Raw genomic sequence first — 20,407 nt, 5'->3', positions numbered from 1 at the left:
ACCACGGCACCACGGCGGGCGCGGGCGTGACGGCCGCGCGGTGACGGACGGGAGGCCCGGTGCCGGTCGCAGGGACCGGTGCCGGGCCTCCCGTCCTGCGGTGCCGGCCGTCGTCGGTGTCGCCTGGCGGACAGTGGCGGCGTGCTGTGAACCCGATCCCCGGCGGCGGTCTACCGTCGGCGGCATGCCGGAGATTGCAGCACTGCGACGCGTGACCGATTCCATCGAGCAGGCGAGTGTGCTCGACAAGGCCGTCGACCTGGACCGCAAGGTCGTCAACGCCCTCATCCGACCGCGGGCGCTCCGGCAGATCCTGCACGGGGTGCCGTTCGGGCACCCGATCCACCCGCTCATGGTGCAGGTGCCGCTCGGTGCCTGGATCTCCGCGGCCGTCCTCGACCTCGTCGGCGGGAAGGGCAACGAGAAAGCCGCGAAGACCCTCGTCGGGCTCGGCGTCGCCTCCGCCGGGAGCGCGAGCGTCGCCGGCTACACCGATTGGTCGGAGATGAACCGCGAGCAGCTGCGCACGGGTTGGGTGCACCAGGCGGTGAACTGGGTCGGCATCACGTTCTACGGCCTCTCGTGGCTGCAGCGGAAGCGCGGCAACCACGCAGCCGGGCGGACGCTGGGGTTCATCGGACTCGCGACCGTCTCGGTCGGCGGGTACCTCGGTGGGCACCTGTCCTACCGGCAGCGTGGCGGCGTCAGCACCTCGGGCGAGGTCCCCTTCGACGCGTAGGACTCTCAGCCACCGCATACCGTACTGGTACATCATGTTCCGGTGCGTGTGTTGGTGGTGGACGACGAAACGGCGCTGGCCGACCTCGTCGCGAGGGGGTTGCAGCGGCAGGACATGGCCGTCGACGTCGCGTACCGCGGCGACACCGCCGACGAGCTCCTCGGCGTCAACGACTACGACGTCGTCGTGCTCGACCGGGACGTCCCGGGCCTGCACGGCGATGCGGTCGCGCGTCGGTTGGCAGCGCGGGGCTCGCTCACCAGGATCCTCATGCTCACGGCGGCGACGTCGCTGGCCGACCGGGTCCAGGGCCTGGAGATCGGCGCCGACGACTACCTGACGAAGCCGTTCGAGTACCCGGAACTCGTCGCCCGGGTCCGTGCCCTCGGTCGGCGCTGCCTCGCGCCCGTCGCGCCCGTGCTCGAACGCGGCGGGATCGTGGTCGACACGAACCGGCGGATGGCCACCCGGGACGGCCGACCGCTCGACCTGACGAGCAAGGAGCTCGGCGTCCTCGAGGAACTGCTGCGCGCGGACGGTCGGGTCGTCCCCGCAGAGGAGTTGCTCGAGAAGGTCTGGGACATGAACGTCGACCCGTTCACCACGGCGGTGCGGGTGACGATGTCGAAGCTCCGGCGGAAGCTCGGCGACCCCGATCCGATCACGACCGTCCCCGGGCGGGGCTACGCGCTGTGACGCGGACGTGGAGCATCCGGGCGCGGACGGCCCTCGCGTTCGCGCTGACGGCGATGGCGCTCGCGGCCGGCACCGTCGCCGTCGTCAACCTCGGGTCCCAGGCCTCGCTGCAGCGTGCGGTGCTCGATCGGCAGCCCGGCGCCGGGCATGTCGACGGTGTCCCCGGGGTCCGCCCGGACAGCGGTCCTGCGACAGCGGTCACCCTGGACGGCAGCGGTGGCGTGCAGGTGGTGGCGGTCGTCGCCGGGCTGCAGTGGCAGTGGTCCGTGCTCGGGGTGACCGGCGCGGGCGTCCTCGCCGGTGGGATCGGGTGGGCGGTGAGCCGGCGGATGCTCGCGCCCGTGGACCGCATCACCGCGACCGCCCGCCGGATCTCGGCGTCGACCCTGCACGAGCGGATCGCGCTCGACGGCCCGGACGACGAACTCCGGCGGCTCGCGCACACGATCGACGACCTGCTCGACCGGCTCGAGGACGCCTTCGCGAGCCAGCGGCGGTTCGTCGCGCAGGCGTCGCACGAGCTCCGGACGCCGCTCGCCGTGCAGCGCGCGGCCCTCCAGATCGGGTTGCCGGACGACGCCGGACCGGCCGACGTGGCCCGCACGCGGGAGGAGCTGCTCGAGCAGAACCGGCGGACCGAGCACCTCGTCGAGTCGTTGCTCGTCCTCGCCGAGGCGGACCGGGGACTGGACGGGCGGACCGTGGCGGTCGACCTGGTGGCGCTCGTGGACGATGTGGCCGCGGAACACCGCGCCCGGGCGGAGACCGCCGGCCTGACGCTGACCTGCCGGACGGAGGGCGGGCCTCCAGGGCGGGTGCCCCCGGTGCAGGGTGAGCCGGTGCTCCTGCGGCAGGCGCTGCGGAACCTCGTCGACAACGCGATCGAGTACAACGTGCCGGGCGGGAGCGTCCGGGTGACGGTCGACGCTGCCGGGGTGCTCGTCGAGAACGACGGGCCGGAGGTCCGTGCAACGGAGGTCGCCCGGTTGACGGAGCCGTTCCGGCGGGGCGGGACGACCGCCGAGCCGCCGAGCACGACCACCGGTCGGCGGCACAGCGGGCTCGGGTTGTCCATCGTGGCGGCCGTGGTGCGCGCGCACGGGTGGGTCCTCGGCGTTCACCCGCGTGACCGCGGTGGACTCGTGGTGCGCATCGGTGTTTCGTCGGTGTGACCTCGGCGGTACCGCTGCCGCAACGTGCCGACCGCTCTGCTCGGAGCATGACGACGACACCGAGATCATCCTCCCGACCGCTCTTCGCCGGCCTGCTCGCCCTCGGGTTGGTCACCGGCTTGTCCGCCTGTACCGGGGCGCCGAGTTCCGCTGCCGGGACCGCGGACGCCGACGCCGGCCTCGGGTCCCGGTGGGGCGCGTGCATGCGCTCCGCGGGGTTCTCCGTCGAGGACCCGAGCGACGACCAGATCCGCTCCGGGACCATCACGTCGCCGTCCGGCGTCGACCAGGACCGCTTCCGGTCCGCGGCCGACCAGTGTGCGGAGGACCTCGGCGTGCACGGGGCCGACTCCGCCTCGAAGGAGAAGTGGATCCGCGAGTACGACCAGGTCGCGTCCTGCATCCGTGACGCCTACCCGGACTTCCCGGAGCAGCGGCCCGGCGTGATCGAGTGGGACCGCGAGGAGTACCCGCCCGCCGGTGACCCGGCGTTCCAGCAGCGGGCCGACGAGTGCACGAGGAAGTACTCGCCCGACACGAAGACGCAGAGCGTCGGATGAGGCGCGTCGACGACGCCCTCCGGCGGGCTGTCGGCGCGGAACGGTGTTGCGTCGATGTGACCTCGGCGGTACCGCTGCGGCAACACCTGGGCCGCTGTGCTGGAGGCATGACGACGACCACGAGACCACGGACACGACTCTTCCTCGCCGGTCTGCTCGCCCTCGGGCTGACGACCGGCGTCACGGCATGCTCGGGCGCGACGGACCCCACCGCCGGACCGACTCACGCAAGCACGGGCATCGGAGCCCAGTGGGGTGACTGCATGCGCTCCGCCGGGTTCGACATCGAGGACCCGAGCGACGACCAGGTCAGCTCCGGGACGATCCTCTCGCCCGCGGGTGTCGACCAGGAACGCTTCCACAGCGCGGCCGACGAGTGTGCGGAGGACCTGGGTGTGCACCGCGCCGACTCGGCAGAGCAGGACAAGTGGGTGCGCCAGTACCAGCAGGTCGCCTCGTGCGTCCGCGAGGAGTACCCGGACTTCCCGGAGGACGGGTCGGACGGTGGCATCTCCTTCGACCCGGACGGGTACCCGCCCGCCCGCGAGCCGGCGTTCCAGGAACTGGCGCAGAAGTGCATGCAGCAGTACGCACCGGACACGCAGACGCAGGAGGTCGGCTGATGCGGATCGACGCGCGAGCCGTGCTCGCCTCCTTGCTCGTGCCGGCGCTGCTCACCGGGTGCTCGTCGGCGCCCGACGACGAGTCCCGTCCTCCGGCCACCGGCACGCCCTCGGCATCCACTGCGTCAGCCGCAGAGGTCGGCGCATGCATGCGGGACCGCGGCCACGACGTGGACGACTCGCAGTTCGCCGAGAGCGGGGGCTCCCGTGCCCGCGTGAGCGTCCCACCGGGGGTCGACGCGGACCGCTGGGTCGCCGATCTGAACGCCTGCTCCGGCGGTGCCGCCGACGCGCCCGCTGCCCAGCCGGTACCCGGCTGGGACGCGCTGAGGAGGAAGGCGGCGGCCTGCATCCGGGACGGCGGGTTCCCCGACTACCCGGACGGGACGGAGGACCAGCGCCGGTGGAAGCCGTCGGACACCGACGCGTTCGACCGCGTCGCGGAGGACTGCGACGCGGAGGTGTACGGCGCCGTGGGGACGGAGGCCGGGCGATGAGCATGACTCGCAGGGCCAGGACCGTGACCACGGCCGTCTGCCTGGTGGCCGCCCTCGGAGCAGGGACCGCCACGTGGGCACTCGTCGCCGCACCCTCGACCGAGGCCGCCGAGCACGTCGCCGAGCACCACGGGCCGACAGCGGAGGTGACGCGCGGTGACCTCGTCGAGACCCGGACGGCCGCCGGCACCCTCGGGTACGGTGCACCGACCCCGGTGGAGGGTGCCGGCGGTGGGACGCTCACGTGGCTGCCACGGCCCGGACAGGTCGTGCACCGTGACGAACCGCTGTACGCCGTCGACGAGCGGCCGGTCCGGGCGTTCACCGGCACCACCCCGCTCTGGCGGCCCCTCTCCCGAGGGCTGCACGGCGCCGACGTCCAGCAGCTCAACGAGAACCTCGCGGCGCTCGGCTACGACGTCGCCGAGGACGACGTGTTCGGTCCGCGGACCGCCGCTGCCGTCCGGGCGTGGCAACGGGACCGCGGGCTCGAGGTCACCGGCACGATCGACGCGGCACAGATCGCGTTCGTCGACGGGACGGTCCGTGTGGCGTCCGTGCCCGGACGACTCGGACAACCGGCCGGTGGCGACGTCCTGCAGGTGACGAGCACGAAGCGGGTGGTCACGGCGACGGTCGCACAGCGTGACGCCGAGCCCTTCGCGGTCGGCACCGCGGTCCGGGTGCTCGTCAACGGCGGCGGGGATGCGATGGCCGGCGAGGTCGTCGACACCGTCCCGGCCGAGTCGGACGACGGCAAGGAGACCGTGACCGTCACGGTGTCGTTCGACGCCGGCGACCGGGAGTTGCCCGACGCAGCCTCCGCACAGGTCGTGGCCGACGGACACACCGAGCGAGACGTCCTGTCGGTCCCGGTGTCGGCGCTGGTCGCACACGGCTCGTCCGGGTACGCCGTCGACGTCGTGGGGAAGGGCGGTCACACCCGGCGCGTCCCCGTCCAGGTCGGGTTCGTGGCCGACGGCCGTGCCGCGGTGACGGGCGACGTCGCCGAGGGCGCCCGCGTGGTGGTGCCCTCGTGACCGCCGGCACCCCCGGGACCGTGGGCACCGCCGGGACCGCCACGACCGCCGCGACCGCCGCGACCGGCACGACCACGGGAGCAGGGCGGTCCGCGGGGGAGGACACCGTCCTCGTCCTCACCGACGTCACCCGGTCGTACGGCGAGGTGCAGGCCCTGCGCGGGGTCTCGCTCGAGGTCCGGCGCGGGGAGCTCGTCGCCGTCGTCGGCCCCTCCGGGTCGGGCAAGTCGACCATGCTCAACACCATCGGCACGCTCGACCGGCCCACGACCGGGACGGTGACGATCGCGGGCGCGGACGTCGGGTCGCTGTCCGACGACGCGCTCTCCGCCCTCCGCGCCGAGCACATCGGGTTCGTGTTCCAGCACTTCCACCTGCAGGCGGGGGCCACGGCGACCGAGAACGTCGCGGACGGACTGCTCTACACGGGGACGCCGCGGCACGAGCGCCTCGAACGGGCAGTGGCAGCACTCGAGCGCGTCGGACTCGGGCACCGGGTCGACCACCGGCCGCACCAGCTCTCCGGCGGCGAGAAGCAACGCGTCGCCATCGCCCGCGCGATCGTCGGCGAGCCCACCGTGCTGCTCGCCGACGAACCCACCGGCGCGCTCGACACCGTGGCGGGGGCGGCGATCCTCGGTGTGCTCCGCGAACTGCACGCGGCCGGCACCACGGTGCTCGTCATCACCCACGACCTGGAACTCGCCGCGTCGCTGCCCCGACAGGTGCGCATGCGGGACGGCCGGATCGAGGACGACAGCAGGAGCGACGCAGCGCGCCTCGCAGCGGGGATCGGCGCGGTCCCGGCCGTCTCCACCGAGGCCGCGCGGTGAGCGCCCGACGCACGCTCGGCACGGGGGACCTGCTCCGGCTCGGGGTGTTCGGCCTGCGGACCCGACCGACCCGCGTCGTGCTCTCCGCCCTCGGCATCGCGATCGGGATCGCCGCCATGATCGCGGTCGTGGGCATCTCGTCCTCGAGCAAGGCCGCGCTCGACCGGGTCCTCGACGCCCTCGGGACGAACGTCCTGACGGTCACGCAGGCGGAGTCGTTCGCGGAGCAGGTGCCGCTGCCCGCCACCGCCGTCGAGTCCGTCCAGCGGCAGGACGACGTGCTCGAGGCCGCCGGGGTGGGCAAGGTCGAGGACGCGCGGGTCTACCGGACCCCGTACGTGCCGACGGCGGAGACGAAGGGCATCGGCGTCCTCGGGGCCGAGGGGGACGTCCCCGAGGTCCTCGGCGGCTCGGTCGCGGCCGGCCGGTGGCTCGACCCGGGATCGGCAGCGCCGGCACAGGTCGTGCTCGGGGCGACGGCGGCACGGGCCCTCGGCATCGACCGCGTGACGGCGGACACCCGCGTGTGGCTCGGCGGTCGCTGGGTGCAGGTCGTCGGCGTCCTCGGGCCGCTGCAGCTCGCCGAGGACCTCGACAACCAGGTCTTCGTGCCCCGTGGCCTCGCCGCAGACCTCGGCTGGGACGGGCATCCGTCCGCGGTCTACACCAGGGCCGACCCCGACCGGGTCGCCGCCGTCCGCGACCAGCTCCCGCGGACGGTCAGCCCGGCGTCCCCGGCGGACGTCGCGGTGACCCGACCGTCCGATGCACTCGCGGCGAAGAACGCGACCGACGACTCGTTCACCGGGCTGCTCGTCGGCATCGGCGGCGTGGCGCTCCTGGTCGGCGGGATCGGCGTCGCGAACACGATGGTGATCACGGTGCTCGAGCGACGGGCGGAGGTCGGTGTCCGCCGAGCGCTGGGAGCGCGGCGTCGGGACGTCCGGGACCAGTTCCTCGTCGAGTCCCTGCTGCTGTCGTTCCTGGGTGGTGTCGCGGGGGTGGTGATCGGCGTGGTCGTCACGCTCGTGTTCGCGATCGGACAGGGGTGGCCTGTCGCGGTCCCGCTCTGGGCCGTCGCCGGGGGGCTCGGGGCGACCGTGCTCATCGGTGGGCTGTCGGGGCTGTCGCCGGCTGCGAAGGCGGCGCGGATCCCGCCGACGTCGGCGCTCGCCGCGGCCTGAGGCGGGCGGGCAGGACCGAGCCGGGAGGCACGGGGCCGGTCGGACGGACCGGTCCCGTGCCTCTCTCCGCGTCGGTGATGTTGGTTCTCCTGTGGAACGGTTGCGTTCGTGTTGGTTCAGCACGTACAGTGCTCAGAACCAACGGGAACGAAGGAGTCCGGGCATGTACGCAACGGAGCGGCACGAGGCCATCGCCGCGGCCCTGCAGTCCGCGGGCCGGGTGTCCGTCGCCGGGCTCGCCGAGCACTTCGACGTCACCACGGAGACCGTCCGCCGCGACCTGGACGCCCTCGAGACCGCCGGGGTGCTGCGCCGTGTGCACGGCGGAGCGGTCCCGGTCGAGCGGTCGAGCCTCGTCGAGCTCAGCGTCGCCGAGCGCGAAGGGCAGCACGGCCCGGAGAAGACCGCGATCGCCCGGGCCGCCATGCGCCTGGTGCCACCGACCTTCAGCGGGTCGATCGCGCTCGACGCCGGCACGACGAGCGGTGCGGTCGCCGCCGAGCTCGCCCGCTGGGAGCCTGCCACCCCCGGCGCGACGATCACGGTCATCACGAACTCCGTGCCGATCGCGGGCGTCCTCCAGCACAGCGCACACGTCGAGCTCCACCTGCTCGGCGGCCGGGTGCGCGGGGTGACGAGCGCCGCCGTCGGCACCGCGACCGTCGAGCAGATCGGCGCGCTCCGCCCCGACGTCGCCTTCGTCGGGACGAACGGCCTGTCCGCCGGCTTCGGCCTGAGCACCCCCGACGAGCACGAGGCCGCGGTGAAGGCCGCCTACGTCCTCGCCGCCCGACGGAGCGTGGTCCTCGCGGACGCGGCGAAGCACGGCGTCGAGGCCCTCATGCGCTTCGCCCGACTCGACGAGATCGACACGCTCGTCACCGACCAGGAGCCGCCGGCCGACCTCGCCGGGGCCCTCGCCGACGCCGACGTCGAGGTGGTCGTCGCATGAGCGCCCGCATCGTCACCGTGACGCCGAACCCCTCGCTCGACCGCACGATCGAACTGTCCGGGGAACTCCAGCGCGGCGCCGTCCAACGAGCCGTGCGGTCCACGGCCGAGCCCGGCGGCAAGGGCGTCAACGTCTCGCGGGTCGTCGTCGCGAGCGGCGGGGACACCGTCGCGGTCCTGCCCGGCGACGAGACCGACCCCGTGCTGCTCGGCCTCGCCACCCGCGGGATCCCCACCGCAGCCCTGCCGATCGGCGCCGCGCTCCGCTCGAACGTCACGGTCACGGAGCCGACCGGCACGACGACGAAGCTCAACGAGCCGGGCCCGTCGCTCGCCGGCCGGCTCGACGACCTCGCGGAGCTCGTCGCCACCACCGCCGGGCCCACCGCGACCGGACCGGCCGCACGCTGGGTCGTGCTCGCCGGGTCCCTCCCGCCGGGACTGCCGGACGACGCACTCGCCGTGCTCGTCCGCGCGGTCCGGCAGCGACACGGCGACGACGTCAAGGTCGCGGTCGACTCGTCCGGCGTCCCGTTCACCGCGCTGCTGCAGTCGGGGGAGCGGATCGACCTGGTGAAGCCCAACGCCGAGGAACTCGCCGAGGTCGTCGGCGGCGACCCGGAGGCGTACGAGCAGGAGCCGGGACTCGCCGCCGCCGCAGCCGCACGGCTCCGGGAGCGCGGCGTCGGCACCGTCCTGCTCACCCTCGGCAGCGCCGGCGCCGTCCTCGTCGACGGCACCGGCTCGTGGTCGGCAGCGGCACCACGGATCACGGCACGCTCGACCGTCGGAGCGGGTGACTCCGCGCTCGCCGGGTACCTGCTCGCGGAGGTCGCCGGAGCTCCGCAGGAGCGTCGACTCGCCCAGGCCGTCGCCACCGGGGCAGCCGCCGCGGGCCTCCCGGGCAGTGACGTCCCCGCGCTCGACGCCACCGACCCCGACGCCGTCGTCGTCCGTCGCCTCGACCCGTCGGCGGACAGCTCCCCAGCGGAGCACGCCACCGACCACCCCGTCCCGCACGTCGTCTGACCTCTCCGGTCCGTCGTCCGCCTCCCGGCCCGCCCCGCCGCCGGAGCACCACCAGCACACCCGTCCCACCAGCACAGCCCCCCGGCGCACCGCGCCACTGCGAAGGAGCAACCCATGTCCGCTGCGCACAGCACCGGCGCCGGCGACGGTGCCGGCCTGATCGGCGTCGACCTCGTCGGCCTCGACGAGGACCTCGGCGCCACCTCGTCCGACGTCATCCGCGTCCTGGCCGACCGCATCGCCGCGACCGGCCGCGCCGCCTCCGGCGAGACCCTCGCCACGGACGCGATCGCCCGCGAGGCGAGCGTCGGCACCGGCGTCCCCGGCGGCATCGCCATCCCGCACGCCCGGTCGACCTCGGTCACGGCCCCGACGCTCGCCTTCACCCGCCTCGCGCGGACGGTGCCGTTCGGTGCGCCCGACGGTGACGCCGACGTCGTGTTCATGATCGCGGTGCCCGACGGCGCCGACAAGGACCACCTCACCGTCCTGTCGACCCTCGCACGTGCGCTCATTCGCGAGGACTTCACCGCAGCCCTCCGCGCCGCGACCACCCCGCAGGAGATCGTCGACCTGGTCGACCGCGAGGTGGGCGGCGAGGTCGCCGCAGCCGGTGTCGGTGCCGCTGGTGTCGGTGCCGCTGGTCGGGCCTCCACCGCGACCGGCCAGGAGGCCCGTCCCACCCCGGCAGCGGACACGCACGTCGTCGACAGCGACACGACCGGCACCGCCGGTCGCCGGAAGGTCATCGTCGGCGTCACCGCCTGCCCGACCGGCATCGCGCACACCTACATGGCCGCCGACGCCCTCGTCGCGGCCGCCCAGCGGGCCGGTGCCGAGATGCACGTCGAGACGCAGGGGTCCTCGCAGGTCGAGCCGCTCGACCCCGCCCTCATCGCCCGAGCCGACGCCGTCGTCTTCGCGGTCGACGTCGACGTCCGGGACCGCTCGCGGTTCGCCGGCAAGCCGCTCGTCTCCGGACCGGTCAAGCGCGGCGTCGACGAGCCGGACGCGATGATCGCCGAGGCGCTCCGTGCGGCCGACGACCCCGCGGCCACCCGGGTCTCCGGCTCCGCGGCCGAGGCGGGCACGAGCACCGCGAAGGACGAGCACTTCGGGCAGGCGCTCAAGCGCTGGTTGCTCACGGGTGTGTCGTACATGATCCCGTTCGTCGCGGGCGGCGGGCTCCTCATCGCCCTCGGCTTCCTGCTGTCCGGGTACGGCATCGCGCTGGCGCACGGTGACGACGGCGTCAACAACGCGGTCTGGACGCTGCAGCACTCCACCCTCCTCGACCTGCCGTCGCAGGGGCTCGGGTACTACCTCGGTGCCGCGGCCTTCCAGATCGGCTCCGTGTCCCTCGGGTTCCTGGTGGCAGCCCTCGCCGGGTACATCGCCTACGCGATCGCCGACCGGCCGGGCATCGCGCCGGGCTTCGTCGCGGGGTCCATCGCCGTGTTCATGAACGCCGGGTTCCTCGGCGGGCTCGTCGGCGGCCTCATCGCCGGTGCCGCCGCGTACTGGATCGGCCGCATCCCGACCTGGCGCTGGCTGCGCGGGCTCATGCCGGTCGTGATCATCCCGCTGTTCGCGTCGATCATCGCCTCGGGCCTCATGCTCCTCGTGCTCGGCGGCCCGATCGCCTGGCTGATGACGCAGCTCACCGGCTTCCTCAACTCGCTCTCCGGTGCCTCGGCGGTCCTGCTCGGCATCATCCTCGGCCTGATGATGGCGTTCGACCTCGGCGGTCCGGTGAACAAGGTGGCGTACGCGTTCGCCGTCGCCGGGCTCGGTGCCGGCAGCGCGTCCAACGTCGTGCCGTTCGAGATCATGGCCGCGGTGATGGCCGCCGGCATGGTGCCGCCGCTGGCCCTCGCGCTCGCGTCGACCGTCCTGTACCGCAAGGGGTTCACGAAGCCCGAGCGCGAGAACGGCAAGGCCGCGTGGCTGCTCGGCGCGTCGTTCATCTCCGAGGGCGCGATCCCGTTCGCCGCCGCCGACCCGCTGCGGGTGATCCCGGCGTCGATGGTCGGTGCGGCCGTCACGGGTGCGATCTCGATGGCGGCGGACGTCACCTCGCGGGCACCGCACGGCGGGTTCTTCGTGTTCTTCGCGATCGGGAACCTGCTCATGTTCACCGTCGCGATCGTGGCCGGCACCGTCGTGTCCGCGCTCGTGCTCGTCGCGCTGAAGAAGTGGGTGCGCCGGGCGCCGGCCGCGACCGACGCGGCTGCCGGCGAGGCAGCGTCCGCCGGCGAGACGGTGGGGCAGCGCGCGCCGGTCGCCGCGTAGCGCGTCCGAGCCCTGCGACACGCCGCCGGGCTGCCGAGACGCCGCCGAGCACACGAGACGCCGCCGGATCCGGCGGCGTCTCGTGCCTTCAGCGGCGTCTCGCGCCGACGCCCCCGCTCCGCGGGCGGGAGCCGGGGCGGGGCCGCACCCCGGAGTCTGTCAGGCCACTCAGGCAAGGTGGCGGGATGACGACCGCCGTACCCTCGACCGTCGCCCACGTCGGCGCCACCACCGCGTCCTCCGGATCGGGAGGTGGCCCGGACCCCGACATCGGCGGGCTGACCGGCCTCGTCCTGCAGGTGATCGACACGATGGGGGAGTGGGGCGTCGCCCTCATGCTCTTCATCGAGACGGTGTTCCCGCCGATCCCGTCCGAGGTGATCCTGCCGCTCGCGGGCTTCCTCGGCGGTGCCGGGCGCATGGACCTGACGCTCGTGCTCGTCCTCGCGACCGTCGGCTCGTACGTCGGGGCGCTCGTGCTCTACTGGCTCGGAGCGGTGATCGGCTTCGAGCGGACCGTCCGGTGGTTCGGCAAGCTCCCGCTCGTCGACGAGGACGACTTCCGCAAGGCGGCGTCGTGGTTCCACCGGCACGGGAAGAGCGCGGTGTTCTTCGGGCGTCTCGTCCCCGTCGTCCGCAGCCTCATCTCACTGCCGGCGGGTGCGGACAGGATGCACCTCGCGACGTTCTCGGTCTTCACGATCCTCGGCAGTGGGCTGTGGAACTCGGTGCTCGTGCTCGGTGGCGCGGCGCTCGGCACGCAGTACGAGCGCATCGAGGGGTACACCGAGTGGATCGACCGCGCGGTGTACCTCGCCGTCGTGGTGGTCGTCGTCGCGTTCGTCGTCCGGCGCATCCGCCGGGGCCGTGCGGCTGCCCGGAACTGACCTCGGCTGCCCGGAACTGACCCCGACGGTCCCGCAACCCCGGCAACCACGCCGAGCGCTCGTCACTTCGCGGTGAGCGCCGACTCCTTGTGCGCGGCCTGCTTGCCCGACTTCTCCGACTCGATGATCCAGTACGGGTCGTCGTCCGTCGGCTTGAAGTTCTGCCCGTCGAACTCGAAGTCCTCCGTCTTCTTCTCGACGAGCTTGCCCGTCGTCTTCCCCTGCGACGTGTTCCACTGGACTTCGTCACCCTTGCGCATGTCGGCCTCCCGCCGTCCTCCGGAGGACACTCCGTCCGGGACGTGGACGGTACGCGCGGCCGCTGGATCATCCCTGGTGCGCAGTTCCGGCCCTTGCGCCGGTCACATTCGGGTAACCGCGGCTCGGATCGGCGGTGCCGCGGGTACCGTGGCCGAGGAGTCACACCGCGAACACCCGACGCGGATCCGGACTCCCGAGGGATCGACGTGCACCATGAGCCTGGCCACCGACAGCGCGCGGGCGGAGACCGTCCTGGCAGGACGGTACCGTCTCGTGAAACTGATCGGCACCGGCGGCATGGGTTCGGTGTACGAGGCCCGCGACGAACACACGTACCGCGCCGTCGCCGTGAAGATGTTCGCCACGCCGGAGCGCATGACCACCGCGGACCGGGTGCGCCAGGAGCGTGAGATCCGCCTGCTCAGCATGCTCTCGCATCCCGGGCTCATCCCGCTCTACGACGCCGGCACGCACGACTTCGAGGACGGCCCGCACCGCTACATCGTGATGGAGCTCATCGCCGACGCGACGCTGCTCCGCCGCCTGGCCGAGGGGCCGCTGCACAACTACGAGGTCGCGGACCTCGGCGCCCAGCTCGCCGACGCCCTGGCGTACGTGCACTCCCGCGGGATCGTGCACCGCGACGTGAAGCCGGCGAACATCCTGCTGAGCGACGAGGGCGCCTCCGGGTTCGTCCGCACGGTCAAGCTCACCGACTTCGGCGTCGCGCACTTCGTCGACGGTTCCCGCCTGACGAACGACGGCACGATCATCGGCACCGCCGCCTACCTGTCGCCGGAGCAGGTCGCCGGGGAGCCGATCAGCTACGCCACCGACGTCTACTCGCTCGGACTCGTGCTGCTCGAGGCGCTGACCGGCGTGCAGGAGTACTCCGGCACCGTCATCGAGGCCGCGCTCGCCCGGCTCCGCCGCAACCCGTCGGTGCCCGACTCGGTCGCCTCGGAGTGGCGTGACCTGCTCACCAAGATGACCGCCCGCGACCCCGCGAAGCGCCCGACCGCGGTCGCGGTCGCGCGCGCTCTCCGCGGCGGGTCGACCCAGGTGACCGGACCGGTTCCGCTCGGCCCCGGTCGCGAAGTCCACCGACGCGAACACCGGATGCACCGTGCCGCCCACCGTCACGCACGACGTGGCACCTTCGACGCCGCCCGCCGCTGGCGCCGACGGAACGTCATCGCGGCGTCGGTCACCGCGCTCGCGGTCGCCGCCGCCTGCGTCGGGTCGTACGTCGTGGGCGCGCTGCACTGACCTGCACCGCATCGCCCGGCACCGCACCCACCGGCACTGCACCGCACCGCACCGCACCGCCAAGCCCGGCCGGCAGCGTTCGCTGAGCGCGCCGCTCCCGACCCGTCCGCGCGCGGAGCGATCGGGCAGGATGGGTGCATGAGCGACCAGCGCTGGATCAAGATCTGTGGCCTCTCGACGCCGGAGACCCTGGACGCCGCCGTCGACGCCGGTGCGGACGCGGTCGGCTTCGTCTTCGCCGCGGGCAGCCCCCGCACGGTGACCGCCGACGCCGCGAAGGCACTCGTGGAGCGGCTGCCGGACGGCATCGACGCCGTCGGGGTCTTCCGCGACCAGGCGATCGACGAGGTCGTCGGCATCGCCTCCGAGGTCGGCCTCACCACCCTGCAGCTGCACGGCCGGGAGTCCGCGTCGGACTTCGCCCGCGCCCGCGACGCCGGGTTCTTCACCATCCGGGCCGTCGCCGCCGCCGACTACCTGCGCGAGACGCCCGAGCAGCGCGCCTCCTTCGACCACGACCTCCTGCTGCTCGACGCGGCCGAGCCCGGGAGCGGACACCTCGTCGACCCCGCCACGCTCACGGGGTCGGTGGACGAAGCCTGGATCCTGGCCGGCGGACTCACCCCCGCGAACGTCGCCGACCTCGTGCAGCGGCTCGACCCGGACGGCGTGGACGTCTCAAGCGGCGTCGAGTCGTCACGCGGCGTCAAGGACGTGGCACGGATCCGCGCCTTCGTCGAGGCGGTCCGCAGCATCCCCTGAGCCGCACGCGCGCGGACGACGGACGGGAGGCTCCCCACCCGCCGGTGGGGAGCCTCCCGTCCGTCCCGTGGTCCGCCGTCAGGCGGTGCGGAGCGTGGGCACCAACTCGCGGAGGAACGCGTCGGTGTCCTCCCAGCCCTCGACCGCGTGGCAGGGGACGCCGAGCGCCTTGACCGGGTAGTCGTTGCCCTCCGGGTCGAGCCGGTCCCCGACGAAGAGCATGTCGTCGAGCGCGATGCCGGTCAGCTCCGCGAGGCGCTGCATGCCGTACGCCTTGTCGATGCCCTTACGGGTGATGTCGATGCTCGTGGAGCCGCCGGAGCGGACCTCGAGGTCGGGGAGCTCGGCCTGCACGCGGCGACGGAGGTCGTCCTTCTTCGCACCGGTCGGGTCCCACAGCTTCTTGACGTCCACCGGAGCCGTCTGGCCCAGCGCGGAGAACGTGATCTGCGAACCGCGGTCCTCGAGGATGGCGCCCCACGTCTCGGACTCCCAGTACCCGGCGGCCTTGGCCTGGGCCTCGACCGCGGCGAGGGCACGCGTCTTCTCGTCGTCGGTCAGGTCTTCGGCGTACTGGAGTGCCCAGTCCCCGGCGTCCCACCGGTAGTACCGCGTCCCACAGGTCGGCATGAGGTGCAGCGCGTCGAGTGCCAGGCCGTCCCGGTCGCGGAGCGGGGACACGAGCTGCTGTTCGAACTGCTGGAAGTTGCCGCCGCTGATCACGGCGACGGGGACGACCTCGAGCAGGGACGCGAAGGTGTCGAGCATGCGGGGGTCGAGCGGCGACTTCGACGGGGCGAGCGTGTCGTCGAGGTCGAACGCGACGAGGCGGGGTGTGGACATGCCCTCGATCATGCCAGGACCCGGTGTCCGGACCGAGTGGGGCGGGCCCGGAGGCGTGCCGGGCCCGCCCGTCGGGTCACTCCTTGACGAGCACGACCTCGTCGAGCGGGAGGCGTGTGCGCTCCGCGGTCTCCCGGGCGGCGGCCTTCTCGTCGAGCTGCGACGGGTCGGCGACGTGCCCGATCGCGGTGACCGTCACGGGCACGAGGTGCTCCGGCAGGGCGAACGCCGAGCGGATGGCGTCGACCTCGAAGCCGCCCATCTGGTGCAGGTGCAGGCCCTCGGCGTGCGCCTGGACGGCGAGCGCGGCGACCGACTGGCCGAGGTCGTACTCCGCCCAGCGACGCGGCTCGCCGTCCGCGGTCACCGGCTCGGCGATCGCGACGAGCAACGCACCGGCGCGGTGCGCCCAGGCACCGTTGAAGCCCATGAGCGACGCGTGGATCGCGTCGAAGGTCGGGGTGCCACGGCGACCGACGACGAAGCGGCGGGGCTGCGTGTTCGCGGCGGACGGCGCCCAGCGAGCGGCCTCGAGGAGCGCGTCGAGCTGGTCGTCCGAGATGGTGGCGGACTCGTCGAACGAGCGGGGGCTCCAGCGCTCCTCGAGGAGCGGCACGAGGGGCTGGCTGGAGTCGGTGGTGCGGGAGAGCGTCGTCGTCATGCTCGCTGGAACAACTCTCCGGGCGCACACGATTCCCGATCCGCCTGCGAGGATGGGCACGATGAGTGGTGTCCTGGTCGGCTTCGCGATCATCGGCGTCGTCATCGCGACCGGCTACGGCGTCGGGAGGGCGGCGTTGCTCGGGCCGCACGCGCAGTTCGTGATGAGTCGGCTGGCCTTCTTCGTGCTCATGCCGTGCCTGCTGTTCCACACGATCGCCACGGCCGACGCCGCGACGCTGTTCTCCCCGATGCTCGCCGTGTCGGCGCTCTCCGCGCTGTCGGTGGCCGTCGTCACCGCGACCGTGTTCGCGCTCGTGCTGCGGCGCCCGCTCACCACGACCACGGTCGGTGCGTTGGCGGCGTCGTACTCGAACGCGAACAACATCGGCCTGCCGGTCGCGGTCTACGTCCTCGGGCAGGCGACCGCGGTCGTGCCGGTCATCATGCTGCAGCTCGTCGTGATGGCGCCGATCGCGCTGACCGTCCTCGACGCGGCCACGGCCTCCGGGGGCGGCTGGCGACGCCGGGTGCTCGGCCCGGTGTCGAACCCGCTCATCATCGCGTCGCTGCTCGGGCTCGTCTGCTCGGTCACCGGGCTGACGCTGCCGGACCCGGTCCTCGAACCGTTCGTGCTCGTCGGCGGTGCCGCGGTGCCGGTCGTGCTGCTCTCGTTCGGCATGAGCCTGCACGGCTCGGCTCCGCTGCGGGACCCCGCGATCCGGCTCGACGTGCTGCTCGCGACCGGCGGGAAGCTCCTGGTGATGCCGGTGGTGGCGTTCCTGCTGGCCCGGTACGCGTTCGGCCTGGACCCCGCGCACGTGTTCGTCCTGACGGTCCTCGCCGGGTTGCCGTCGGCGCAGAACGTGTTCAACTACGCCCAGCGGTACGACGCCGCGGTCCCGGTCGCGCGGGACGTGGTGCTCCTGTCGACGGTCGGCTCGGTGCCGGTCCTGGTCGCGATCGCGGCGCTGCTGCACCCGTAGGCGGGCGCTCGGAGCGTCAGAAGATCATCGGGCGGTCGTCGTCCAGGACCGTGTCGAGGTCCAGGTCGACCGACACGGGCACGTGGTCGCTCGGGGCGTCGCCCTTCCGCTCGTCCCGGTGGATCGTCGCGCCGACGGTGACGTCCGCGAACGCCTGCGACCCCATGACGAAGTCGATGCGCATGCCCTCGTTGCGGGGGAAGCGGAGCTGCTTGTAGTCCCAGTACGTGTACCCGGTGGGGACGAGCGGCCGGACGACGTCCTGCAGCCCGCGCTCCTCGAACGTGCGGAACGCGGCGCGCTCCGGCTCGCTGACGTGCGTCGACCCCTCGAAGACGCGCATGTCCCACACGTCCTCGTCCAGCGGGGCCACGTTCCAGTCGCCCATCAGCGCGAGCGGCAGGTCGGGCTCGGCCGCCAGCCACTCGGATGTCCGGTCGGCGAGCTGGGCGAGCCAGTCGAGCTTGTACGTGTAGTGCGGGTCACCGAGCTCGCGGCCGTTCGGGACGTACAGGCTCCAGAGGCGGACACCCTCGACGGTGACCCCGATCGCGCGGGCCTCGACGGGCAGGCCCGGTCCCTCCTGGCCCTTGAGGAAGCCGGGCTGGCCGGGGAAGTCGCGGGTGACGTCCTCCATCGGCAGGCGGCTGGCGAAGGCGACGCCGTTCCACTGGTTCAGGCCGTGCGCCTCGACCGTGTAGCCGGCGGCCTCGAACGCCTCGACCGGGAACTGCTCGGGCTTGCACTTGATCTCCTGCATGCCGAGGACGTCCACGTCCTCCCGCACGAGCCAGTCGACGACCCGACCGACTCGGGTCCGGACGGAGTTGACGTTCCAGGTCGCGACACGCATGCACCGAACCTACCGGGATCGACCGACCGGGCGGACGTGCACCGGGGACAGGGTGTTCCCTGGACGGACACATCACGACCAGGACCGCTGGAGGCACTCATGGCGACGACGACGAACTCCGACCGGGTGGACGGCACGACCACCGGCAGCACCACCACCCAGGTCACCTCGGCCGGGCGCACGATCATCGACGACGCCGTGGTCGCGAAGGTCGCCGGCATCGCGGCCCGCGACGTCCCCGGCGTCCACGCACTCGGCGGGAACACCGCGCGGGCGTTCGGTGCCATCCGGGACGCCATCGGGTCGAGCGACCTCGGGCAGGGCGTCCGGGTCGAGGTCGGTGAGACCCAGGCGGCCGTCGACCTGACGATCGTGGTCGAGTACCCGACGCCGATGCAGCAGGTGGCGGCCGGCGTCCGGCAGGCCGTCACCGACGCGATCACCGACCTCGTCGGCCTGCAGGTCACCGAGGTGAACATCGCGATCGTCGACGTGGACATCCCCGCACTCGACGCTCCCGTCGTCCCCGAGACGCGCGTCCGGTGAACGCCACCGTCGTCGGCATGGCCGTCGGAGCGGTCCTGGCGGTCGTCGCCCTGACGCTCGGGTTCTGGGCGTTCGTCGTGGTGGCCGTCGCGATCGCGGTCGGCGGACTGGTCGGCCGCATCGTCAGCGGCGACGTCGACGTGCGTCGGCTGCTCGACGTGCTCCGCGGACGACGGAGCTCCTCGTGAGCCACGTGCCGGTGCCCGGCACCGACCGGATCGCGTCCCCGGCCCTGGTGCACACCGCGCAGGCGGTCGCCGCCGAGGTGCTCCGGGCACCGTTCCGGGAGGTCCGTGCCCGGGTCGTCGACGACGGTCGCGGCGCCCTGGCGGTCGAGGTGACGAGCCCGCTGGCCCTGCCGGTCCTCGGGACGCACGCCGTCCCGCACGAGCCCGTCCTCGCGTCCGCGCACCGCGCGCGCACCTCGATCGCGGAACGGCTCCGGACGATCACCGGGCGGAAGGTCGCGCGCGTCTCGCTGACGTTCTCGTCCGCCGTCCTCGCCCGGCCGCGGAGGGTCCGGTGAGCACGAGTCCCGCGAAGGGGACCCCGTCCGCGGACGACGACCGCTCCGTGCGCCGCCTCGTCCGTCGGGAGACGTCCGCGTCCCGGTCGGTGTCCGTCGTCGTCGCGATGACGTTCCTCGTCCTCGTCGCGGTCACGGTGGCCGTCGCCGCCGTGGTCGTCCTGCTCGGGCAGCGCATCGCCGGGGTCGACCCCCGGGACGTGGTGGACGCCGCCGTCCGTGCGCCCACCGGGCTGGTCGACGCGGTGGTCGTCGCCGTCGGTGCCGTCCTCGCGCTGCTCGGTCTCTGGTCCCTGCTGCACGGCCTCCTGCCGGCGCGACGTCCCCGACACGTCGTCCGCTCCGACCGGCTCGGCGTGGTCGTCGACGACGAGGTGCTCGCGTCCGCCGCCGCGCGCGCCGCCCGGTCCGCGACTCGGCTGGGACCGGACGCCGCCGTCGGGTCCGTCGGTCGCCGCGCCCTGGACGTCGTACTCCTGCCCGCCTCCGGTGTGGACGTCGACGAGGCGTCCGCCGCAGCGGCCGTGGACCGTGAGCTCGCCGCCGTGGACGTCGTGCCGCCCCTCACCGCCCGCGTCCGGGTGCGCACCACCGGCAGGATCGACGGATGAACGGCACGAACCGCACGGTCGGTCGGATCGTCCTCGTGGTGGTCGGGCTCGTGCTGCTCACCCTCGGGGTCGCCGTCGTCCTCGTGCAGACACTGCCCGCCGCGGCCGACCGCTGGCACGTCGTCGCCGACACCGCACTCGGCGGCCTCGGCTCGGGAGCGGCACGGGACGTCGCCGTACGCGCGTGGTCGGAGGTGCTCGCGGGCGCGGTCGTCCTCGGTGTCCTGGCGCTGCTCGTCCTCACCTCGATCCGGAGTGGCCGGACCGGCACGGTCGTGGACGACGACGGGCCCGCGGACGGTCTGCCTGGACGGGTCCGCATCGAGGCCGCGGCGATCGAGCACGCGCTCTCGTCCGCGATCGCCCCGCTGCCGCAGGTCGCGTCCCTCGCCGTCGACGTCCGCCGGGTCCGTCGTCGCACCGCGGTCCGGATCCTGGTCCGCACGCGCCGCGGAGCGCCCCCGCGTGAACTCGTCGAGCGGGTCGAGGCCGTCGTGCACGACCTCGACGCACTGCTGGGGGAGCGCCTGCCGGTGCTGCTGCGCATCGCCCGCGGCGGGTCGTCCCGGCCGGACCGGGTGCGCTGA

25 protein-coding genes are annotated in these 20,407 nt (G+C 73.5%); 21 read left to right on the top strand and 4 right to left on the bottom strand.

The window, feature by feature from the left end; translation table 11 throughout:
* Positions 1-184: 184 nt before the first annotated feature.
* The 13 genes from DEJ16_RS03210 to DEJ16_RS03150 all read left to right on the top strand — a co-directional run bounded on the left by DEJ16_RS03210 (position 185) and on the right by DEJ16_RS03150 (position 12,503).
* Positions 185-739 (top strand): DUF2231 domain-containing protein, encoded by a 555-nt coding sequence (locus tag DEJ16_RS03210; RefSeq protein WP_110823364.1) that lies wholly within the window; start codon positions 185-187, stop codon positions 737-739.
* A 42-nt stretch (positions 740-781) separates the two neighbouring features.
* Positions 782-1,435, top strand: coding sequence for a response regulator transcription factor (locus tag DEJ16_RS03205; protein WP_110823366.1), 654 nt, complete (start codon positions 782-784; stop codon positions 1,433-1,435).
* Entirely contained in the window at positions 1,432-2,607 is a 1,176-nt protein-coding gene (locus DEJ16_RS03200; RefSeq protein WP_110823368.1) for a HAMP domain-containing sensor histidine kinase, read from the top strand. Before DEJ16_RS03205 ends, DEJ16_RS03200 begins: the two co-directional genes overlap by 4 nt.
* A 47-nt stretch (positions 2,608-2,654) precedes the next feature.
* Complete coding sequence (locus DEJ16_RS03195) at positions 2,655-3,167, top strand: hypothetical protein (RefSeq protein WP_110823370.1); 513 nt, start codon at positions 2,655-2,657, stop codon at positions 3,165-3,167.
* A 107-nt stretch (positions 3,168-3,274) separates the two neighbouring features.
* Positions 3,275-3,790 carry a hypothetical protein gene (locus DEJ16_RS03190; RefSeq protein WP_110823373.1) on the top strand — a complete coding sequence of 172 codons (516 nt, stop codon included), beginning with the start codon at positions 3,275-3,277 and terminating at the stop codon, positions 3,788-3,790.
* Positions 3,790-4,287: a hypothetical protein gene (locus tag DEJ16_RS03185; RefSeq protein WP_110823375.1), complete on the top strand. Its 498-nt coding sequence runs from the start codon at positions 3,790-3,792 to the stop codon at positions 4,285-4,287. Before DEJ16_RS03190 ends, DEJ16_RS03185 begins: the two co-directional genes overlap by 1 nt.
* Positions 4,288-4,310: 23 nt before the next feature.
* Positions 4,311-5,327, top strand: coding sequence for an efflux RND transporter periplasmic adaptor subunit (locus DEJ16_RS03180; RefSeq protein ID WP_181419430.1), 1,017 nt, complete (start codon positions 4,311-4,313; stop codon positions 5,325-5,327).
* 146 nt (positions 5,328-5,473) lie between these two features.
* Positions 5,474-6,160: an ABC transporter ATP-binding protein gene (locus tag DEJ16_RS03175; protein WP_258365805.1), complete on the top strand. Its 687-nt coding sequence runs from the start codon at positions 5,474-5,476 to the stop codon at positions 6,158-6,160.
* Positions 6,157-7,344, top strand: coding sequence for an ABC transporter permease (locus tag DEJ16_RS03170; protein WP_110823379.1), 1,188 nt, complete (start codon positions 6,157-6,159; stop codon positions 7,342-7,344). Before DEJ16_RS03175 ends, DEJ16_RS03170 begins: the two co-directional genes overlap by 4 nt.
* Positions 7,345-7,507: 163 nt before the next feature.
* The gene (locus DEJ16_RS03165; RefSeq protein WP_110823381.1) at positions 7,508-8,296 is read left to right on the top strand and encodes a DeoR/GlpR family DNA-binding transcription regulator; all 789 of its coding nucleotides are present in this window, start codon (positions 7,508-7,510) and stop codon (positions 8,294-8,296) included.
* Complete coding sequence (locus tag DEJ16_RS03160) at positions 8,293-9,324, top strand: 1-phosphofructokinase family hexose kinase (RefSeq protein WP_110823383.1); 1,032 nt, start codon at positions 8,293-8,295, stop codon at positions 9,322-9,324. Before DEJ16_RS03165 ends, DEJ16_RS03160 begins: the two co-directional genes overlap by 4 nt.
* Before the next feature lie 114 nt (positions 9,325-9,438).
* Positions 9,439-11,616: a fructose-specific PTS transporter subunit EIIC gene (locus tag DEJ16_RS03155; RefSeq protein ID WP_110823385.1), complete on the top strand. Its 2,178-nt coding sequence runs from the start codon at positions 9,439-9,441 to the stop codon at positions 11,614-11,616.
* A gap of 185 nt (positions 11,617-11,801) precedes the next feature.
* On the top strand, positions 11,802-12,503 hold the full coding sequence (locus tag DEJ16_RS03150) for a DedA family protein (protein ID WP_110823387.1): 702 nt from the start codon (positions 11,802-11,804) through the stop codon (positions 12,501-12,503).
* A 62-nt stretch (positions 12,504-12,565) separates the two neighbouring features.
* On the opposite strand, the gene DEJ16_RS03145 is transcribed toward DEJ16_RS03150, so the two are convergent.
* Positions 12,566-12,763, bottom strand: a complete 198-nt coding sequence (locus tag DEJ16_RS03145; RefSeq protein ID WP_110823389.1) for a DUF2945 domain-containing protein — start codon at positions 12,761-12,763, stop codon at positions 12,566-12,568.
* Positions 12,764-12,977: 214 nt separating this feature from the next.
* Between DEJ16_RS03145 and DEJ16_RS03140 the strand changes: the two genes are divergently transcribed.
* Together DEJ16_RS03140 and DEJ16_RS03135 are read left to right on the top strand one after the other, a co-directional pair.
* Entirely contained in the window at positions 12,978-14,033 is a 1,056-nt protein-coding gene (locus DEJ16_RS03140; RefSeq protein WP_181419429.1) for a serine/threonine-protein kinase, read from the top strand.
* Between the two features lie 138 nt (positions 14,034-14,171).
* A complete protein-coding gene (locus DEJ16_RS03135) occupies positions 14,172-14,795 on the top strand; it encodes a phosphoribosylanthranilate isomerase (RefSeq protein ID WP_110823401.1) in 624 nt (207 codons plus the stop codon).
* Between the two features lie 78 nt (positions 14,796-14,873).
* Here DEJ16_RS03135 and DEJ16_RS03130 read toward each other — a convergent pair whose 3' ends face one another.
* Together DEJ16_RS03130 and DEJ16_RS03125 are read right to left on the bottom strand one after the other, a co-directional pair.
* Entirely contained in the window at positions 14,874-15,638 is a 765-nt protein-coding gene (locus DEJ16_RS03130; protein ID WP_110823948.1) for an HAD-IIB family hydrolase, read from the bottom strand.
* Between the two features lie 76 nt (positions 15,639-15,714).
* Positions 15,715-16,299, bottom strand: coding sequence for a nitroreductase family protein (locus DEJ16_RS03125; RefSeq protein WP_110823404.1), 585 nt, complete (start codon positions 16,297-16,299; stop codon positions 15,715-15,717).
* A 61-nt stretch (positions 16,300-16,360) separates the two neighbouring features.
* On the opposite strand from DEJ16_RS03125, the gene DEJ16_RS03120 reads away from it, so the two are divergent.
* Complete coding sequence (locus DEJ16_RS03120; RefSeq protein ID WP_110823949.1) at positions 16,361-17,284, top strand: AEC family transporter; 924 nt, start codon at positions 16,361-16,363, stop codon at positions 17,282-17,284.
* Between the two features lie 16 nt (positions 17,285-17,300).
* Here the strand turns inward: DEJ16_RS03120 and DEJ16_RS03115 are convergent, their stop codons facing one another.
* On the bottom strand, positions 17,301-18,137 hold the full coding sequence (locus tag DEJ16_RS03115) for an exodeoxyribonuclease III (RefSeq protein ID WP_110823406.1): 837 nt from the start codon (positions 18,135-18,137) through the stop codon (positions 17,301-17,303).
* 99 nt (positions 18,138-18,236) lie between these two features.
* Between DEJ16_RS03115 and DEJ16_RS03110 the strand changes: the two genes are divergently transcribed.
* Genes DEJ16_RS03110 through DEJ16_RS03090 form a run of 5 tightly spaced genes read left to right on the top strand, consistent with a single transcriptional unit; the run spans position 18,237 to position 20,407 of the window.
* Positions 18,237-18,683 (top strand): Asp23/Gls24 family envelope stress response protein, encoded by a 447-nt coding sequence (locus DEJ16_RS03110; protein ID WP_110823407.1) that lies wholly within the window; start codon positions 18,237-18,239, stop codon positions 18,681-18,683.
* Entirely contained in the window at positions 18,680-18,871 is a 192-nt protein-coding gene (locus DEJ16_RS03105) for a DUF2273 domain-containing protein (RefSeq protein WP_110823409.1), read from the top strand. Before DEJ16_RS03110 ends, DEJ16_RS03105 begins: the two co-directional genes overlap by 4 nt.
* Positions 18,868-19,209 (top strand): hypothetical protein, encoded by a 342-nt coding sequence (locus DEJ16_RS03100; RefSeq protein ID WP_110823411.1) that lies wholly within the window; start codon positions 18,868-18,870, stop codon positions 19,207-19,209. Before DEJ16_RS03105 ends, DEJ16_RS03100 begins: the two co-directional genes overlap by 4 nt.
* Positions 19,206-19,820, top strand: a complete 615-nt coding sequence (locus DEJ16_RS03095) for a hypothetical protein (RefSeq protein ID WP_110823413.1) — start codon at positions 19,206-19,208, stop codon at positions 19,818-19,820. The genes DEJ16_RS03100 and DEJ16_RS03095 overlap by 4 nt, the downstream gene beginning before the upstream one ends.
* Complete coding sequence (locus tag DEJ16_RS03090) at positions 19,817-20,407, top strand: hypothetical protein (RefSeq protein ID WP_110823415.1); 591 nt, start codon at positions 19,817-19,819, stop codon at positions 20,405-20,407. The genes DEJ16_RS03095 and DEJ16_RS03090 overlap by 4 nt, the downstream gene beginning before the upstream one ends.

It is taken from the genome of Curtobacterium sp. MCJR17_055, from assembly GCF_003224335.1.
GTDB lineage: Bacteria > Actinomycetota > Actinomycetes > Actinomycetales > Microbacteriaceae > Curtobacterium.
This window is presented reverse-complemented; position numbering and strand designations above follow the sequence as displayed.

Bases quoted from the DNA above. Each gene is read 5' to 3' on its own strand.
- DEJ16_RS03135 (WP_110823401.1), top strand. From the start codon at position 14,172: ATGAGCGACCAGCGCTGGATCAAGATCTGTGGCCTCTCGACGCCGGAG.
- DEJ16_RS03155 (WP_110823385.1), top strand. From the start codon at position 9,439: ATGTCCGCTGCGCACAGCACCGGCGCCGGCGACGGTGCCGGCCTGATC.
- DEJ16_RS03210 (WP_110823364.1), top strand. From the start codon at position 185: ATGCCGGAGATTGCAGCACTGCGACGCGTGACCGATTCCATCGAGCAG.
- DEJ16_RS03190 (WP_110823373.1), top strand. From the start codon at position 3,275: ATGACGACGACCACGAGACCACGGACACGACTCTTCCTCGCCGGTCTG.
- DEJ16_RS03145 (WP_110823389.1), bottom strand. From the start codon at position 12,763: ATGCGCAAGGGTGACGAAGTCCAGTGGAACACGTCGCAGGGGAAGACG.
- DEJ16_RS03165 (WP_110823381.1), top strand. From the start codon at position 7,508: ATGTACGCAACGGAGCGGCACGAGGCCATCGCCGCGGCCCTGCAGTCC.
- DEJ16_RS03140 (WP_181419429.1), top strand. From the start codon at position 12,978: ATGAGCCTGGCCACCGACAGCGCGCGGGCGGAGACCGTCCTGGCAGGA.
- DEJ16_RS03130 (WP_110823948.1), bottom strand. From the start codon at position 15,638: ATGTCCACACCCCGCCTCGTCGCGTTCGACCTCGACGACACGCTCGCC.
- DEJ16_RS03160 (WP_110823383.1), top strand. From the start codon at position 8,293: ATGAGCGCCCGCATCGTCACCGTGACGCCGAACCCCTCGCTCGACCGC.
- DEJ16_RS03110 (WP_110823407.1), top strand. From the start codon at position 18,237: ATGGCGACGACGACGAACTCCGACCGGGTGGACGGCACGACCACCGGC.
- DEJ16_RS03090 (WP_110823415.1), top strand. From the start codon at position 19,817: ATGAACGGCACGAACCGCACGGTCGGTCGGATCGTCCTCGTGGTGGTC.
- DEJ16_RS03125 (WP_110823404.1), bottom strand. From the start codon at position 16,299: ATGACGACGACGCTCTCCCGCACCACCGACTCCAGCCAGCCCCTCGTG.
- DEJ16_RS03150 (WP_110823387.1), top strand. From the start codon at position 11,802: ATGACGACCGCCGTACCCTCGACCGTCGCCCACGTCGGCGCCACCACC.
- DEJ16_RS03195 (WP_110823370.1), top strand. From the start codon at position 2,655: ATGACGACGACACCGAGATCATCCTCCCGACCGCTCTTCGCCGGCCTG.
- DEJ16_RS03120 (WP_110823949.1), top strand. From the start codon at position 16,361: ATGAGTGGTGTCCTGGTCGGCTTCGCGATCATCGGCGTCGTCATCGCG.
- DEJ16_RS03185 (WP_110823375.1), top strand. From the start codon at position 3,790: ATGCGGATCGACGCGCGAGCCGTGCTCGCCTCCTTGCTCGTGCCGGCG.
- DEJ16_RS03115 (WP_110823406.1), bottom strand. From the start codon at position 18,137: ATGCGTGTCGCGACCTGGAACGTCAACTCCGTCCGGACCCGAGTCGGT.